We start from the raw sequence: 15,524 nt of genomic DNA on the forward strand, positions 1-15,524 counted from the left end.
GTACGCCCCGGGCACCGGACGCGCCGTCAGGTCTTGGTGCGGAACTTGTGGATCGCCACCGGGGCCATCACCGCGGTGATCGCCACCGACCAGCCCAGCGTCACCCACAGGTCGTGCGCCACAGGGCCGCCGATCATCAGCCCGCGCGAGGCGTCGGCGAGCGTGGACAGCGGGTTGTAGTCGGTGAAGGCCTGCAGCCAGCCCGGCATCGACTTCGTCGGCGCGAAGATCGACGAGCCGAACTGGAGCGGGAACAGCACCAGGAAGCCCATCGCCTGCACGGACTGCGCGTTCTTCAGCACCACGCCCAGGGTGAGGAACACCCACATGATCGACGAGGCGAACACCGCGGACAGGCCGACGGCGGCGAACAGGCCGCCCCAGCGGCCGATGTCGAACCCGACGAGTACGGCGACGATCATCAGCACGGCCGTCGCGAACAGCATCCGGGCCAGCTCCACCGTGATCTTGGCGAACAGCACCGAGCCGCGGCCGATCGGCAGCGACCGGAAGCGGTCCATGACACCGGAGTTGAAGTCCTGGCTGAAGCCGGTGCCGACGCCCTGGGACAGCGTCATGCTCATCATCGCGATCATGCCGGGGATGACGTACTGCACGTACCCGTCCTGCCCGCCGCCCAGGGCCTGACCGATCGAGCCGCCGAAGACGTACACGAACAGCAGGGTGAAGACGACCGGCATCAGCAGGGCGTCGAACATCGACTCCGGGTCCTGCTTGATCCACAGCAGGTTGCGGCGGATGAGGGCGCCGGTGTGGCGCAGATGCCCGCGCAGCGGGATCCGGACGTCGGCGGCGGTGGCGCCGACGGCGGCGGTTGCGGTGGTCGCGCTCATACGGTGATCTCCTCGCGGGCGTCGGCGGGCCGGGCGTCCTGCGGGGCACTGGCGCGGTGGCCGGTGAGGGACAGGAAGACCTCGTCCAGGCTGGGCAGTTCGGTGGTGATGGAAGCGATGGTGATGCCGCGTGCGGTGACCGCGCCGACCACGGCGGTCAGCTGCTCGTCGCTCAGGATCGGCACCAGCAGGGAACCGGTCTCGGCGTCGACGGTCGTCGAGGCCAGGCCGGTGATACCCAGCTCGTCGAGCATCGCGGCGAGCGGGCGCAGCTCCAGCGGGTCGGCCGGACGTACGCGCAGGGTGCGGCCGCCGACCCTCGCCTTGAGCTCCTCGATGCCGCCGCCCGCGATGACCTTGCCCCGGTCGACGACGGTCAGCTCGGAGGCGAGCTGCTCGGCCTCCTCCATGTACTGGGTGGTGAGCAGGACGGTGACACCGTCGCCGACCATCGCCTTGACCTCGTCCCAGACCTCGTTGCGGGTGCGGGGGTCGAGGCCGGTGGTCGGCTCGTCGAGGAAGAGGACGGTGGGCCGGCCGATCATCGAGGCGGCCAGGTCCAGGCGGCGGCGCATGCCGCCGGAGTACGTGCTCGCCGGGCGGCGGGCGGCCTCGGTGAGGGAGAAGCGCTCCAGCAGTTCGTCGGCGCGGGCGCGGGCGTCCTTGCGGGACAGGTCCAAGAGCCGGCCGATCATGTAGAGGTTCTCCCAGCCCGGGAGCTTCTCGTCCACGGAGGCGTACTGGCCGGTGAGCCCGATCACCCGGCGCAGGTGGCGGGGCTGGCGGAGGACGTCGTAGCCGGCGACGGTCGCCTGGCCGGCGTCGGGGGTCAGCAGCGTGGACAGGATGCGTACGAGGGTGGTCTTGCCGGCGCCGTTCGGGCCGAGCACGCCCATCACGGTGCCCTCGCGCACGTCCAGGTCGACGCCGTCCAGCGCCTTGGTCTCGCCGTAGTGCTTGACCAGCCCCCGCACGGTCACGGCGTTGCCCGCGCCGCTGGGCTTGTTGTCGATTCGCGTCATGGCGACGACTGTCCCAGCCCCCACCGACAAAGCACCGACATCCCGCCGACAGGCTGCCGACATGCCGCCGACAGGCATGCCGACATCCCGCTGGCAGGGCCGACCGCGCCGGCCGTGACAGTGCCCGGCGGCACCGCCGGCGCCTACGGGGTGTGGGTGGGTCGGGGGTGTGGGGCCGGGGCCGGCCCGCCGCACACGGACATACGGCCCGGAGGAGCATGGTGGGCGGAGGAGGGACCGCAGTACGCGGCGGGCCGTGCCCCACCCCCACGCCCCGCTCCCGTCGTCCGGCGGCTGCGGGTGCGTTCGGGGCGTGGCACGGGTGGGCGCCGGGGTTTTCTCCGGGGAGGCGCCCGTACGTGCGGTGCGCGGTTCTCCTACGGCGACCCCCGCTCGCTCAGCGTGGGAGGGTCTCGGCCGGCTCGGGTACGTGGCTCGCGATCACGCGGGCCGGGTGGGTGGCGGGCGGCCGACGGTGGTCCACCGCGTACGCGACCGCCGCCACGCCCAGGCCGAGCACGGCCAGCGCGGCGCCGGCCAGTGCCGGTGACGTCGTTCCGAAGCCCGCGGCCAGGGACAGACCGCCGATCCACGCGCCGCCCGCGTTGGCCAGGTTGAAGGCCGCCTGATTGGCGGAGGAGGCCAGGGACGGGGCCGTCGACGCCTTCTCCATGACCATCAGCTGAAGGGGGGAGCCGGTGACGAAGGCGGCCGTGCCCAGGAGGGTCACCGCCAGGGCCGCGCTCCACTGGGCCCGCATCAGCAGCGGGAAGAGGACGAGCACCGCCGCCAGTGAGGACAGGCCGCCGAACAGGGTGCGGCGCAGCGAGTGGTCGGCCAGCCGGCCGCCGAGCAGGTTGCCGGCCGTGGCGCCCACGCCGAACAGGGCCAGGAGGAGGGTCACGCTGGACTCGGCGTACCCGGCGGAGTCCGTGAGCATCGGGGTGACGTAGCTGTACGCGGCGAAGAGGGCGCCGAAGCCCGCGACCGTCGTCAGCAGGGCCAGCCAGACCGGGAACGAGCGCAGCGCGGCCAGTTCGCCGCGCAGGCCCATGGCCGGGGCGCGGCCGGCCGAGGGGGTGTGATGGCGGGGGAGGAGCAGGGCCAGCGAGGCGATGGCCGCGAGGCCGATGGCGCTCACCGCCAGGAAGGTCGCCCGCCATCCCAGGTGCTGGCCCATGAGCGTGGCGACCGGGACGCCGACGACGTTGGCGACGGTCAGGCCGAGGAACATCAGGGACACCGAGCGTGCCTTGCGCTCCGGCGGCACCAGGTCCGTCGCGACCACCGCGCCGACGCCGAAGAAGGCGCCGTGTGGCAGGCCGCTCAGGAAGCGGGCGGCGAGCAGGGAGTCGTAGCCGGGGGCGAACGCGGACAGCGCGTTGCCGGCGACGAACAGGACCATCAGACCGATCAGGACGGTCCGGCGGGACAGCCGCGCGGTGAGCGCGGCCAGCAGCGGGGCGCCGATGACGACGCCGAGCGCGTACGCCGACACCAGGTGCCCGGCGGAGGGGATCGAGACGCGCAGGTCGTCCGCCACGTCGGGCAGCAGGCCCATCATGACGAACTCGGTCGTGCCGACTCCGAACGCGCCGATGGCCAGGGCGAGCAGTGCCAGGGGCATGAAGGGCCTTTCGAGGGTGGGTTCCGCGCAGCGTCGGTCCTATTATGTTCAGCTACGGAACAAAGCCCTCGCGCCCGGTATTCCGGCAGGTCAGGAGTCGGATGCCGATGTGGTGACCTTCACACTGGCCGCGATCGGGAGGTGGTCACTGTCCGTGCGGGGGAGGGACCAGGAGCTCACCGGCTCCACGCCCTTGACCATGATCTGGTCGATCCGCGCCATCGGGAACGACGCCGGCCAGCTGAAGCCGAAGCCGTCGCCCACCGCGCCCTGGGTGGAGCGCATCTGGGAGGTGACGGCGTTGAGCGAGCGGTCGTTCATGGTGCCGTTGAGGTCGCCGAGCAGGATCACCTTCGGCTGCCGCTCGTCGGCGATCGCCTCGCCGAGCGCGTCCGCGCTCTGGTCGCGCTGGGCGGCGGTGAAGCCGGCGTTCATCTTCACCCGCACCGAGGGCATATGGGCGACGTACACCGCGACCGGCCCCTCGGGGGTGGCCACCGTGGCGCGCATGGCCCGCGTCCAGCCCAGCCTTATGTCCACCGGACGCACCCCGTCGAGCGGGTACTTGCTCCACAGCCCCACCGTGCCCTGCACCGAGTGGTACTTGTACGTCGAGGCCAGTGCGTTCTCGTACACCGGCACCGCCGACGCCTTCAGCTCCTCAAGGGCGACCACGTCCGCGCCGGAGGAGGCCACCTCGCGGGCGGTGCCGGACGGGTCGGGGTTGTCGGCGTTGACGTTGTGGGTGGCCACCGTCAGATCGCCGCCGGTGCCGGTCTTGGCGGTGAGCAGGCCGCCGAACAGGTTCAGCCAGACGATCGAGGGCAGCACTGCCGCGATCAGTGCCGTCGCCGACCGGCGCACCAGGGCCACCACGAGCAGCACGGGGATCAGCAGCCCGAACCAGGGCAGAAAGGTCTCGGTGAGACTGCCGAGGTTGCCGACACGGTTGGGGATGTGCGAGTGCAGTGCCATCACCAGGGCGAGCACCACCGCGACGGCCGCGAGCACGATGCCGCGGCGCCAGATCCGCGGATCGCCGCGCCAGCCGCCGAAGACGCGATTCACCAGGCGCCGAAGCCGGTCCCGCCGGGGCTCGGGCCCCGAGCCGCCGCTGCCCGTCTCCGTCATGTACGCCTGCTGCGCCATACCGTCGCCTCACTGCCCGCCGTGCACACCGTTCACCCCGTGGCTACGACCCTAGGGGATGATCGGTTCCGTTCCGCCGTCTCGTGACGGCCGTACGGGCACGAGGACGAACAAGTCGGCGGCCCGAGTTCCGGTTACGGTGCGGGAAGCAGGGTCTGTGACGAAACGCGCACATTAGGCACGGGAACTGACAGGCCGTAGACCTTCCAGCACCGTGTCCACGATCTGCTCCGACAGGCCCTCGGGCAGGTCGGCCTCCGGGCGCATCACGCTGCGCACCAGCATGGGGCCGACGAAGATGTCGTTGAGCAGGTCGACGTCGATGTCCGTGCGCAGTTCACCGTCGGCCTGCCCGCGGCGCAGGATCTCGCCCTGGAGCCTGCGGCGCGGCTCGATGACGGTGGCGTGGTAGGCGCACCAGATCTTCGGACTGCTCTTCATCTGGGCGTAGACGTTGTGCAGGATCGCCGACGAGCGGTGCACCAGGCCCCGTCGGCGCAGCTGCTCCAGGATTGCCACGAGGTCGTCGCGCATCGAGGTGCCGGGCAGTTCGGGGTCGGCGGGCTCGGCGGCGCGCACCACGTCGACGAAGAGTTCCTCCTTGCCGCTCCAGCGGCGGTAGATGGTGGCCTTGCCGACGCCGGCGGTGCGGGCGATGCGCTCGATGGAGAGCTCGGCGAGCGGAACGCCGTCCTCCAGGAGTTTCATCACGCCCTCGACGATGGCGCGTTCCACCGCCTCGCTGCGGGGGCGCCCGCGTGCGGGGGCCTCGGGGGCAGGGGCGGCCTGACTGTCGGCAAGGCTCACGTGAGACGTCCTTTCGTCGTACCGGGAGATTGTCCTACCCGGTGGCCGACGACGCCTGCGCGCCTTCGGCCATCCGCCCCCCCGTCGACCGTCCGCCGCCCCGTCGGCACCGCTCAGTCCACTGCGGCCACCAGCTCCGGCTCCTCCTTGTCCTTCTGCGGCGGCGTCGTCCTGCCCGGCAGGAAGACGGCCACCACGACGGCGCCGATCAGCGCGACCACGGTCCCGCACAGCGCGGTGACGTGCATGGCGTGCAGGAAGGCGTCGTTGGCCGGGTCCACCAGGGCCTGGCCGCGCGGGCCGAGCTTCGCGGCGACGCCCAGGGTGGCCTCGATGGATTCGCCGGCCGTCTCCCGCAGGCCGGGCGGGAGCAGGCCGAGCTTGCCCTCGATGCCGTCACGGTACGCCGTCGACAGCACCGAGCCGAGCACGGCGATGCCGAGTGCGCCGCCTACCTGGCGGAAGGTGTTGCTCAGCGCGGACGCCGAGCCGGCCTTCTCGCGGGGCAGGGCCTGCATGATCACCACGCTGGTCGGCGTCATGATGTGCGCCATGCCGGTGCCCATGAGGAAGAAGACGACCTCCAGCAGCCAGATGGGCGTGTCCGCCTCGAAGCCGGCGAAGGCGGCCAGTGTCGCGGCGATGACGATCAGGCCGGCCGTGGTGGTGGCCTTGTTGCCGAAACGGTCGACGACCAGCCGGGCGCGCGGCGCGAAGATCATCTGCGCGGCGGCCAGCGGCAGCATCAGCAGGCCGGACTCCAGCGGCGAGTAGCCGCGCACGCTCTGGGTGTAGAAGACACCGAAGAACGTGACGCCCATCAGCGCGAAGAACACCAGTGCGATGGCGCTCATGGCGGCCGAGAAGACTTTGTTCTTGAAGTAGGTGACGTCCAGGGACGGGTGGTCGCTGCGCTTCTCGAAGACGATGAACGCGGCGAGGACGACGAGGCCGGCGACGATGGTGGACAGCACCTTGGCGTCGGTGAAGTCGGCCAGTTCGCCGCCCTTGATGATGCCGTAGACGAGCAGGACCAGGCCGACGACGGACAGGACGACGCCGATGGGGTCGAGGCGGCCCGGGCGGGGGTCGCGGGAGTCGGGCACCAGCCACACCATCAGGGCGAGCGCGATGATCACGATCGGCACGTTGATGAGGAAGACCGAGCCCCACCAGAAGTGGTCGAGCAGCGCGCCGCCGGTGATCGGGCCGATGGCGATGGCGAGGCCGACGCCGCCGGCCCAGATGCCGATGGCCTTGGGCTGCTCCTCGCGTTCGAAGACGTTCATCAGCACCGCGAGGGTGGCCGGCATGACGAAGGCGGCGCCCAGGGCCATCAGGGCGCGGAAGGCGATGAGCTGGCCCGGGGAGCCGGACTCGGCGGCCAGGGCCGATCCGATGCCGAACACGAGCAGTCCGCCGAGCAGGACCTTCTTGCGGCCGAGGCGGTCGCCGACCAGACCGGCGGTGAACAGCAGACCCGCGAAGACCAGGGTGTAGGCGTTGATGGCCCACTCGATCTCGCTCTGGGTGGCGCCGAGGCCCGTCGGGGCCGGGGTCGCGATCGTCTTGATGGCGACGTTGAGGATCGAGTTGTCGAGCACCACGATCAACAGGCTCAGCATCAGAACGCCGAGGATCGCCCAGCGGCGGCGGTGCACCGCTTCCGGTATCCGGGGGGCGGGAACGGCAGGAGTAGTCATGGCGTCGAGCCTAGGGTACTTCCGATACGAGACCGTCTCGTATCGGAAATCCTTTGCCCAGATCTTACGACTGGTTCTCCTGCGGGGGATCCGAACGGCCCGCTCCGAGATCTTGCGCACACGCGGGCCCTCTGGCCCGGCACGGCACGAAGTGCCACCATGGGGGAGAGTCCGGGGACGCCGTCAGGGCGCCTCGAGATGACTGAAGGAGCCGTTGCCATGACGCAGCTTTCGGCTGCCCAGACTGTCCAGAACAGCCCCTCCGACGGCAGCAAGGCGCTGTACGGAGGCAAGGGCACCCGCCGCATCACCGTCCGCGACATCGCCCTCGCCAAGGAACGCGGCGAGAAGTGGCCCATGCTCACCGCCTACGACGCGATGACCGCGTCCGTCTTCGACGAGGCCGGCATCCCGGTGATGCTGGTCGGCGACTCGGCGGGCAACTGCCACCTCGGGTACGACACCACCGTGCCGGTCACCCTCGACGAGATGACCATGCTCTCCGCCGCGGTGGTCCGCGGCACCAAGCGGGCCCTGATCGTCGGCGACCTCCCCTTCGGTTCCTACCAGGAGGGCCCGGTGCAGGCGCTGCGCTCGGCCACCCGGCTGGTGAAGGAGGCCGGCGTCGGCGCCGTCAAGCTGGAGGGCGGCGAGCGCTCGCACGAGCAGATCCGGCTGCTGGTCGAGTCCGGCATCCCGGTCATGGCCCACATCGGCCTGACCCCCCAGTCCGTCAACGCCATGGGCTACCGCGTCCAGGGCCGCGGCGAGGAGGCCGCCCAGCAGTTGCTGCGCGACGCCAAGTCCGTTCAGGACGCGGGCGCGTTCGCCGTCGTGCTGGAGCTGGTCCCGGCGGAGCTGGCTGCCGAGGTGACGCGGGTGCTGCACATCCCGACGGTCGGCATCGGCGCCGGCCCGGAGACCGACGCCCAGGTCCTGGTGTGGACCGACATGCTCGGGCTGACCGGCGGACGCGTGCCGAAGTTCGTCAAGAAGTACGCCGACCTGCGCGAGATCATGGGCAACGCGGCCAAGGCCTTCGCCGAGGACGTCGTCGGCGGAACGTTCCCGCTGGAGGAGCACTCCGTCCACTAGAGGGCACTCCGGTCCACCGAACCACCGCGGAAACACCAAGAGGAGCCCTGGCCGATCTTCCCCCGTCGGCCGGGGCTCCTCCCCGTTCGCCGCTACGCCTTCTCGCGCCAGCCGTTCGTGATCGGCAGGCGCCGGTCCTTGCCGAAGCCCTTGGCGGAGATCTTGGTGCCCGGCGGGTACTGGCGCCGCTTGTACTCGGCCGTGTCGACCATGCGCAGCGTCTTCGCGACCAGCTCGCCGTCGTAGCCGGCCGCGACGATCTCGTCGGCGCCCTTGTCGTGGTCGACGTAGAGGTCGAGGATCGCGTCCAGCACCGGGTAGTCCGGCAGCGAGTCCGTGTCCACCTGGCCGGGGCGCAGCTCCGCGCTCGGCGGCTTGGTGATGGAGTTCTCCGGGATCGGCGGCGTCTCGCCCCGCTCGGCCGCCGCCCGGTTGCGCCACCGCGACAGCCGGAACACCGACGTCTTGTACAGGTCCTTGATCGGGCCGTACGCGCCCACCGAGTCGCCGTACAGCGTGGAGTAGCCCACCGCCAGCTCCGACTTGTTGCCGGGGGCGAGGACGATGTGGCCCTCCTGGTTGGAGACCGCCATCAGCAGCGTGCCGCGCAGCCGGGACTGGAGGTTCTCCTCCGCCAGGCCGGTCAGGCCCAGGGAGTCCATGTACGCCGCGAACATCGGCGCGATCGGAACGGTGCGGAAGTTCAGCCCGGTGCGCCTCGCCAGCTCCGCCGCGTCGTCCTGGGAGTGCTCCGAGGAGTACTTCGAGGGCATCGAGATGCCGTACACGTTCTCCGCGCCGACCGCGTCGCAGGCGATCGCGGCGACGAGGGCGGAGTCGATGCCGCCGGACAGGCCGATCAGCACCGACCGGAAGCCGTTCTTGCGCACATACGCCCGCAGGCCCACGACCAGTGCCGTGTAGACCTCCTCGTCGTCGTCGAGCCGCTCGGCGTAGCCGCCGGTGTGCTCCGGCTCGTACGGCGCCGGCGGCTCCTCGGACAGCACCACCCGGTCGACGCGCAGCCCGTCGTCCACCACGCCCTCGGGGGCGTCCGGCGCCGCGGCCGGCAGGTCCAGGTCGAGGACGACACAGCTCTCGGTGAACTGCGGCGCCCGCGCGATCACCTCTCCGCCCGGGCCGACGACGATCGAGTCGCCGTCGAACACCAGCTCGTCCTGGCCGCCGGTCATGGCCAGGTAGGCGGTGGTGCAGCCGGCCTCCTGGGCCCGCTTGCGGACCAGTTCGAGGCGGGTGTCGTCCTTCTCGCGCTCGTAGGGGGAGGCGTTGACGGACAGCAGCAGCCCCGCGCGCGCGGTGCGCGCGGCCGGGACGCGGCCGCCCTCCTGCCACAGGTCCTCGCAGATCGAGAGCGCGACGTCGATGCCGTGCAGACGCAGCACCGGCATGGTGTCGCCGGGCACGAAGTAGCGGAACTCGTCGAAGACGCCGTAGTTCGGCAGGTGGTGCTTGGCGTAGTTCAGCACCACCTCGCCGCGGTGCAGCACCGCCGCCGCGTTCTGCGGCGCGCCGGCCGGCATGCCGTACTTGGGCTGGGAGGTCTCGCAGCGGTCCAGATAGCCGACGAGCACCGGAAGCTCCCCCAGGCCCTCCTCGGCGAGCCGGGCGGCCAGGGCGCGCAGCGCCGCGCGGGACGCCGTGACGAAGGACGACCTGAGGGCCAGGTCCTCGACGGGATACCCGGTCAGCGCCATCTCCGGGAACGCCACGAGATGCGCTCCCTGCTCGGCGGAGTGCCGGGTCCAGCGGACGATCGCCTCGCTGTTTCCGTCGAGGTCACCGACGCGCGAGTCGATCTGGTTCAGGGCGAGGCGAAGTTGAGGCACGGCGCCCAGTGTAATCGTCAGAGCGACGCGATGGGGTGGCGCGGAGTGTGGGTCGCCGCCCGCGCGGGGCATGATGCTCTTGTGGAACCCGGGGGGACCGGAACGCAGGCGGCGGTCATGACCTTCATCGGGATCGACGGTGTCGTCCACCATGTGGTCGTCGACGGCAGCGGGCCGCCGTGCGTCCTCAGCGCCGGGCTCGGGTTGTGCTGGTTCGACTGGGATCCCGTGGTACCGCTGCTGGCCGCGGACCGCACCGTCGTCCGCTTCGACCGCCCCGGCCTCGGCCTGAGCGGGCACACGCGCCGCCGGCCGACGCTCGCCGGGGAGGCGCGCCGCATCGCGGCCGTCGTCGACGCACTGCGCCTCGACGGGCCCGTCACGCTGGTGGGCCACTCGCTCGCCGGATTCCACGCGGAGGCCTTCGCCCGGCTGTTCCCCGAGCGGGCCGCCGGGCTCGTGCTGGTCGACTCCAGCGTGGAGGAGGACCCCCGGCCGCGTCGGGCAGGCGCGGTCCGCGACACCGTCACGCGCGCGTACGCCACGCTCGTGAGCGCGGCCGGACTGCCCCGCGTGGCCGGTCCGTCGCTGCGCCGCGCGGCCGTCCGGGCCGGCCGGGTGGGCGGGCCCGACCCGGCGCCGTACGACGCGGTCCTGCGCGCCTACTCCACCGGCCGCTGGCTGCACGCGGCGCTCGCCGAGAACGCCACCTACACCGACCAGGCCGTCGCCCTCGCCGCGCTGCGCCGGCGCCGCCCCCTGCCGCCCGGCCTGCCCGTCACGGTGCTCGTCGCGGACGACCCGCGCCGCCCGGCACACCGGCGGGCGTCGTGGCTGGCGAGACAGCGCGACCTCGCCGCCCTGCTGAACGGCACCCCGCGCGTCTGCTCCCCGTCCGGACACCTGCTGATGCTCGACCACCCGCGGGCCGTGGCCGAAGCGGTCCTGCACACGCGGGCGGGCTCATCCCGCGTCGAGGAGAAGCGGCCGCGCGGGCGCTGACGGCATGTCCGCGCGGGCGGGACGGGGCGTGTGACGTCGTGTCGGGCGGTGGCGGCTCGGGGGAGCGGGACGGCCTGTCGTCCGGGGGCGGTCGTGCCCGGATCCGCCGGACCGCGGTGGGTGGCCGCTCCGTACACGCGGGCGCGCCCGCCCCTCGCCGAGGAGGAGCGGGCGCGCCCGTGGCCGGGTGTCAGTGCCGGCGGTAGGAGTTGACGTAGCCGTTCGCGGGGGAGCCCACGCCGGTGACGTCGTCGTAGCCCGTGACCGCCTTGAGCGAGCTGTCCTTGCCGAGGCTGCGGACGGAGACGCTCAGACCGTCGGCGGCGTCGAAGCCGTTGACGTAGTCGACACGCGCGACGGCCAGATCCTTGCCGGTCGGCCGGTCCACCACGTCGTGGTACAGCTTCGAGCCGTACTTCGAGTAGATCGTCGGGTTGGCGAAGCCGATCGCCTGGCCGCCGCGGGCCTCCTGGGCGAGGGCCTGCACGGCCGCGATGACCGGCGCGGCCAGCGAGGTGCCGCCGATGCGGTACTCGCTGTACTGCTGCGACCCGTCCGGGAAGGTCTGCGTCTGGCCGACGAGGAAACCGGTGTTCGGGTCGGCGATCGCCGCGATGTCCGGGACGACGCGGTTGCCGGCGGCGTTGTTGGCCGTGGCGAGCTTCTTCGGGACGACGCCCTTCTGGTAGTACGGCTGCGGCACGGTCCTGCTGGTGCCGCCGCCCGCACCGGAGGTGTAGGCGCCCGGGAAGTCCGTCCAGCTCTTGCCGTCGGCCGACAGGTTGGCCTTGTCGGTGCCCCAGCCGGTCTCCCACAGGTACTTGTCGCCCTTGCCGACGGCCAGCGAGGTGCCGCCGACCGCGGTCACCCACGCCGAGTTGGCCGGGGTGTCGACCTGCTTGACGCCGGTGTGGGCGACCTCGTCGCCGCTGTCACCGGAGGAGAAGTAGAAGCCGATGCCCTCCACCGCGCCGAACTGGAACACCTGGTCGTAGGCGGCGGCCAGGTCCGGCGTCTGGTTGGCCTCGATGTCGCCCCAGGAGTTGGAGACGATGTCGGCCAGGTGGTTGTCGACGATCTTGCCGAGCGAGTCCAGCAGGTCGTCGTCGTAGCAGGACGCGGCGCCCACGTAGGTGACGTCGGCGTCGGGCGCGACCGCGTGCACGGCCTCGACGTCGAGGGTCTCCTCGCCGTACCAGCCCGCGGCCCCGCACTCCTCGGTCCTGGTGTAGTGGTTGGGCAGCACCTGGTGCAGCCGGCCCGTCTTCCAGGCCGCGTCACCGTGCTTCTTGGCGTAGTTCGCCGCGTCGAAGGCGATGGTCGGCGAGGCGTACGCGTCGGTGATCGCGATCCGTACACCCTTGCCGGTGTACTTGCCGGCGCCGTAGGCCGAGCGCAGCTGCTTGCCGGTGTAGCCCTGGACCGCGTACGGGATCTTCTGGCCGTACGCCTTCGGCAGCGTGCTCGCGACGTTCGAGCCGTAGTACGACGAGAACGGACCGGCGTTCTTGAACACCGCGTCCGGCGGCGGCAGCTGGTCCTTGTGGTTCGCCTTGTGCGGGGCGTTGTCCAGGCCGCTGACGGTCAGGACGGCGCCCTTCAGGCCCTCGGGCACCGACGCCGCCTGGGCCGGCGCACGGTAGGTCTTCGAACCCTTGGCGAAGTTGTGCAGCTGGGTGCCGAACGCCTTCTCGGCGGCGGCGACGTCACCGGAGACCGCGATGTAGCGCGGGGTGACGGAGGTGACCTTCAGGCCCGCCGACTTCAGCCACGACTTCACGGCGGCCACCTGGGCCTTGGTGGCCCCGAAGCGGGCCTGCGCCTGCTTGGCGCTCAGGTACTTGCCGTACATGGGCGAGGACGGGTCGGCGACCGCCTTGGCGTACGCGGCGAGGCCGGCGGCGTCGCGGCCGGCCAGGTACACCCGGGCGTTCACCTGGGCGGCGTTCGAGGTGGCGCCCTTGTCCGCCTTGGCCGTCGCCCACGCGGGCTTGGTGCCCGCGAGGGCGTCCCGGCCCGAGTGACCCGCGGCGTGCGCCGCGGGTATGCCGAGCGCCAGCGCACCGGCGAGCATCGGCAGCGTCGCCGCCATGCTCACCCCGGCGCGCACGGTGGCGCGGTTGGATCTCATAGAACCCCCTGCGATGCGGATCGCATGTCACGCACTGAGTGCTTGGTTCTCGCGTGATCCGCGCGAAGACCGCGGCGGTTCGGCCCACGCCCGTGAATGGATCACACGATCGAGAGCCACTCTTCCCGATGAACCGGGCATGCCAGGGGAATGGGCGAGCCAAGAGAAGGCCAAGGAACCGTCAGGTGTGGGGATTTCCAGTGGAGTTGGGCGTTTTGCTCCCCGGATTCCGGTGGGCGCGTGTCACGTTCCGGTGGCACCGCACGGCGTGGCGCCCGCGGTCAGGAAGCGGGCGCGGCGCCACGCTCGTCGAGCATGTCGGACATGAGCCGGATCTCGGACCGCTGTGCGTCCACCATGCCCTGCGCCAGCCTCTTCTCCGCACCCACCGTGCACCGGGCGACACAGCCCTCCGCCATGTGGATGCCACCGTTGTGATGGGCCGTCATCAAGCGGAGGTAGAAGACCTCGGCCTGCCTGCCGCTCAGTTCGCCCAGCTTCTTCAGCTGCGTGTTCGTCGCCATGCCCGGCATCAGCGCGCCGTCCTTGCCAGGGGCCGCGTCCCCCATGCCCATCCATGTCATCGGCGGATCCGCCGACACCTTCGGCAGCCCCCACAGGTCGAGCCAGCCCAGCAGCATGCCCCGCTGGTTGGCCTGCGTCTGGGCGATGTCGTAGGCGAGACGGCGCACGTCGGGGTCGCTCGTGCGGTCGCGCACGATGAACGACATCTCGACGGCCTGCTGGTGGTGGACCGCCATGTCCCGGGCGAAACCGGCGTCCGCGGAGTCGGCGGAGGGCGTGGCCGTCCGCCGCGCGCCGGAGCCGGCGCCGTCCTCGGCGACCGCGTAGCTGATCGCCCCGGCCGCGACCAGCGCGGTCACGGCGGCGCCCGCGATCCAGCCGGCGTACTTGCTCACTTCATCACTCCGCCGGTGCACGGGGCGCCCGGCTCGGGCGTCTGCGAGCCCTGCACATAGGTCGCGAAGAACTTGTCCACGGCCGGGTCCGAGGCGCTCCGCACGGTGAGCTGGTGGCCCCACGCCGAGAGCATCAACGGAGCCTGCTGGTTCTCGTACGGGCTCATCAGCGTGTACGGCGTCTTCTTCACCTTGGCCGCGAGCGCCGCCACGTCCGACTCGGCCGCCTTGCCGGTGTACGTCACCCAGACCGCGCCGTGCTCCAGCGAGTGCACGGCGCTCTCGTCCTTGACCGGCTCGGTGTAGACCTCGCCGTTGCAGTTCAGCCAGACCGGGTTGTGGTCGCCGCCCACGGGCGGACGCATCGGGTACGCCACCGGCGTGGTGACGTGGTTGCGGGACAGCTCGCCCGTCCAGGTCCGCACCCCGTCCTTGCCCGTCACGAAGTGGCCCGCACCGTCCTTGCCGCCCGCCTTGCCGTCCTGGGCCGCCTTGGCCTCGGTCGCCGCGTCGGCCGACGTGCCGTCGTCGGAGCGCGACTGGACGAAGACCACGCCGCCGACGGCAAGGCCCGCGACGGCGACCACGCTCGCCGCGACCGCCAGGATCCGTGACCGGCGCTTGCGGGCCTGCTCGACGCGGCGCAACTCCTGCACGTGTGCCTTGCGCCCGTCGGCGCTGGTCTTACCGGTGCTGGCGGAACCCATGGGTGTGCGTCCTTCGGTCAGGGGACGGTCGCGTGCGGTGAACGTGGTGATGGTAGTGGGGCCGCTGGGGCGGCGGGGAGAGCGCGAATAGTTGAGTCGCGGATTCGGATTAGCCTACGCTGGCCGTATGCGGCTGCTGCGCTCCACCGACATGGCGCTGCGCGTTCTGATGCGGCTCGCCGTCGCGGGCGAGTCGACCCCCACGACCCGTGAGGTCGCTGCGGACGTGAACGTGCCGTACACGCATGCCGCGAAGGTCGTCGCCGAACTCCAGCACCGCGGGCTGCTCGAGACCCGGCGCGGCCGGGGCGGCGGACTGAGCCTCACCGAGACGGGCCGCGGCGCCTCGGTCGGCGCGATCGTGCGGGGCCTGGAGGGCGAGGGCGACGTCGCCGACTGCGAGGGCGCCGCGCCCTGTCCGCTGAGCTCGGACTGCCGCCTTCGCGGCGCCCTGCGCCGGGCCCAGGAGGCGTTCTACGCCGCGCTCGACCCGCTCACGGTCACCGACATGGTGGCGGCCCCCACGGGCCCGCTGCTGCTGGGACTGCCGAGCGCACGGCGCCCCTCCTGAGCGTTCCGGACCCGGCCGGGACCGAGGAACGGGCAAGGCACCGCGCGACGGAACGCGCAAGGGCCGGCCGGGGCGGTGCGCACCGCCCC

13 protein-coding genes are annotated in these 15,524 nt (G+C 71.8%); 3 read left to right on the plus strand and 10 right to left on the minus strand.

Annotation, left to right across the window (positions count from 1 at the left end; all coding sequences use genetic code 11):
- Positions 1-26 precede the first annotated feature (26 nt).
- The 6 genes from ACWDUZ_RS07995 to ACWDUZ_RS08020 form a co-directional block, all read right to left on the minus strand.
- Positions 27-854: an ABC transporter permease gene (locus ACWDUZ_RS07995; protein ID WP_451630932.1), complete on the minus strand. Its 828-nt coding sequence runs from the start codon at positions 852-854 to the stop codon at positions 27-29.
- Positions 851-1,876 (minus strand): ATP-binding cassette domain-containing protein, encoded by a 1,026-nt coding sequence (locus ACWDUZ_RS08000; protein WP_451630933.1) that lies wholly within the window; start codon positions 1,874-1,876, stop codon positions 851-853. Before ACWDUZ_RS08000 ends, ACWDUZ_RS07995 begins: the two co-directional genes overlap by 4 nt.
- A gap of 397 nt (positions 1,877-2,273) precedes the next feature.
- Complete coding sequence (locus ACWDUZ_RS08005) at positions 2,274-3,503, minus strand: MFS transporter (protein ID WP_451630934.1); 1,230 nt, start codon at positions 3,501-3,503, stop codon at positions 2,274-2,276.
- A gap of 90 nt (positions 3,504-3,593) precedes the next feature.
- Entirely contained in the window at positions 3,594-4,652 is a 1,059-nt protein-coding gene (locus ACWDUZ_RS08010; protein WP_451630935.1) for an endonuclease/exonuclease/phosphatase family protein, read from the minus strand.
- A gap of 174 nt (positions 4,653-4,826) precedes the next feature.
- The gene (locus tag ACWDUZ_RS08015; protein ID WP_451630936.1) at positions 4,827-5,459 is read right to left on the minus strand and encodes a TetR/AcrR family transcriptional regulator; all 633 of its coding nucleotides are present in this window, start codon (positions 5,457-5,459) and stop codon (positions 4,827-4,829) included.
- 113 nt (positions 5,460-5,572) lie between these two features.
- Positions 5,573-7,162, minus strand: coding sequence for an MFS transporter (locus ACWDUZ_RS08020; protein ID WP_451630937.1), 1,590 nt, complete (start codon positions 7,160-7,162; stop codon positions 5,573-5,575).
- 219 nt (positions 7,163-7,381) lie between these two features.
- Here ACWDUZ_RS08020 and panB point away from each other — a divergent pair, with 219 nt between their 5' ends.
- Entirely contained in the window at positions 7,382-8,257 is an 876-nt protein-coding gene (gene panB, locus ACWDUZ_RS08025; RefSeq protein WP_451630938.1) for a 3-methyl-2-oxobutanoate hydroxymethyltransferase, read from the plus strand.
- A gap of 92 nt (positions 8,258-8,349) precedes the next feature.
- Here the strand turns inward: panB and ACWDUZ_RS08030 are convergent, their stop codons facing one another.
- A complete protein-coding gene (locus tag ACWDUZ_RS08030; RefSeq protein ID WP_451630939.1) occupies positions 8,350-10,104 on the minus strand; it encodes an NAD+ synthase in 1,755 nt (584 codons plus the stop codon).
- A 117-nt stretch (positions 10,105-10,221) separates the two neighbouring features.
- Between ACWDUZ_RS08030 and ACWDUZ_RS08035 the strand changes: the two genes are divergently transcribed.
- Complete coding sequence (locus ACWDUZ_RS08035; protein WP_451630940.1) at positions 10,222-11,106, plus strand: alpha/beta fold hydrolase; 885 nt, start codon at positions 10,222-10,224, stop codon at positions 11,104-11,106.
- A 190-nt stretch (positions 11,107-11,296) separates the two neighbouring features.
- On the opposite strand, the gene ACWDUZ_RS08040 is transcribed toward ACWDUZ_RS08035, so the two are convergent.
- From ACWDUZ_RS08040 to ACWDUZ_RS08050, 3 genes are all read right to left on the minus strand, one after another.
- The gene (locus ACWDUZ_RS08040; protein WP_451630941.1) at positions 11,297-13,237 is read right to left on the minus strand and encodes a S53 family peptidase; all 1,941 of its coding nucleotides are present in this window, start codon (positions 13,235-13,237) and stop codon (positions 11,297-11,299) included.
- A 281-nt stretch (positions 13,238-13,518) separates the two neighbouring features.
- Positions 13,519-14,157 (minus strand): DUF305 domain-containing protein, encoded by a 639-nt coding sequence (locus ACWDUZ_RS08045; protein ID WP_451630942.1) that lies wholly within the window; start codon positions 14,155-14,157, stop codon positions 13,519-13,521.
- A complete protein-coding gene (locus ACWDUZ_RS08050; protein WP_451630943.1) occupies positions 14,154-14,864 on the minus strand; it encodes a DUF3105 domain-containing protein in 711 nt (236 codons plus the stop codon). Before ACWDUZ_RS08050 ends, ACWDUZ_RS08045 begins: the two co-directional genes overlap by 4 nt.
- Before the next feature lie 127 nt (positions 14,865-14,991).
- Here ACWDUZ_RS08050 and ACWDUZ_RS08055 point away from each other — a divergent pair, with 127 nt between their 5' ends.
- On the plus strand, positions 14,992-15,435 hold the full coding sequence (locus tag ACWDUZ_RS08055; RefSeq protein ID WP_451630944.1) for an RrF2 family transcriptional regulator: 444 nt from the start codon (positions 14,992-14,994) through the stop codon (positions 15,433-15,435).
- Positions 15,436-15,524 lie beyond the last annotated feature (89 nt).

This window comes from Streptomyces sp. NPDC003393, from assembly GCF_053589015.1.

What these genes read in the sequence shown, in the direction of transcription:
- ACWDUZ_RS07995 (WP_451630932.1), bottom strand. Translation starts at nt 854, where the DNA reads ATGAGCGCGACCACCGCAACCGCCGCCGTCGGCGCCACCGCCGCCGAC.
- ACWDUZ_RS08000 (WP_451630933.1), bottom strand. Translation starts at nt 1,876, where the DNA reads ATGACGCGAATCGACAACAAGCCCAGCGGCGCGGGCAACGCCGTGACC.
- ACWDUZ_RS08005 (WP_451630934.1), bottom strand. Translation starts at nt 3,503, where the DNA reads ATGCCCCTGGCACTGCTCGCCCTGGCCATCGGCGCGTTCGGAGTCGGC.
- ACWDUZ_RS08010 (WP_451630935.1), bottom strand. Translation starts at nt 4,652, where the DNA reads ATGGCGCAGCAGGCGTACATGACGGAGACGGGCAGCGGCGGCTCGGGG.
- ACWDUZ_RS08020 (WP_451630937.1), bottom strand. Translation starts at nt 7,162, where the DNA reads ATGACTACTCCTGCCGTTCCCGCCCCCCGGATACCGGAAGCGGTGCAC.
- panB (WP_451630938.1), top strand. Translation starts at nt 7,382, where the DNA reads ATGACGCAGCTTTCGGCTGCCCAGACTGTCCAGAACAGCCCCTCCGAC.
- ACWDUZ_RS08035 (WP_451630940.1), top strand. Translation starts at nt 10,222, where the DNA reads ATGACCTTCATCGGGATCGACGGTGTCGTCCACCATGTGGTCGTCGAC.
- ACWDUZ_RS08040 (WP_451630941.1), bottom strand. Translation starts at nt 13,237, where the DNA reads ATGAGATCCAACCGCGCCACCGTGCGCGCCGGGGTGAGCATGGCGGCG.
- ACWDUZ_RS08050 (WP_451630943.1), bottom strand. Translation starts at nt 14,864, where the DNA reads ATGGGTTCCGCCAGCACCGGTAAGACCAGCGCCGACGGGCGCAAGGCA.
- ACWDUZ_RS08055 (WP_451630944.1), top strand. Translation starts at nt 14,992, where the DNA reads ATGCGGCTGCTGCGCTCCACCGACATGGCGCTGCGCGTTCTGATGCGG.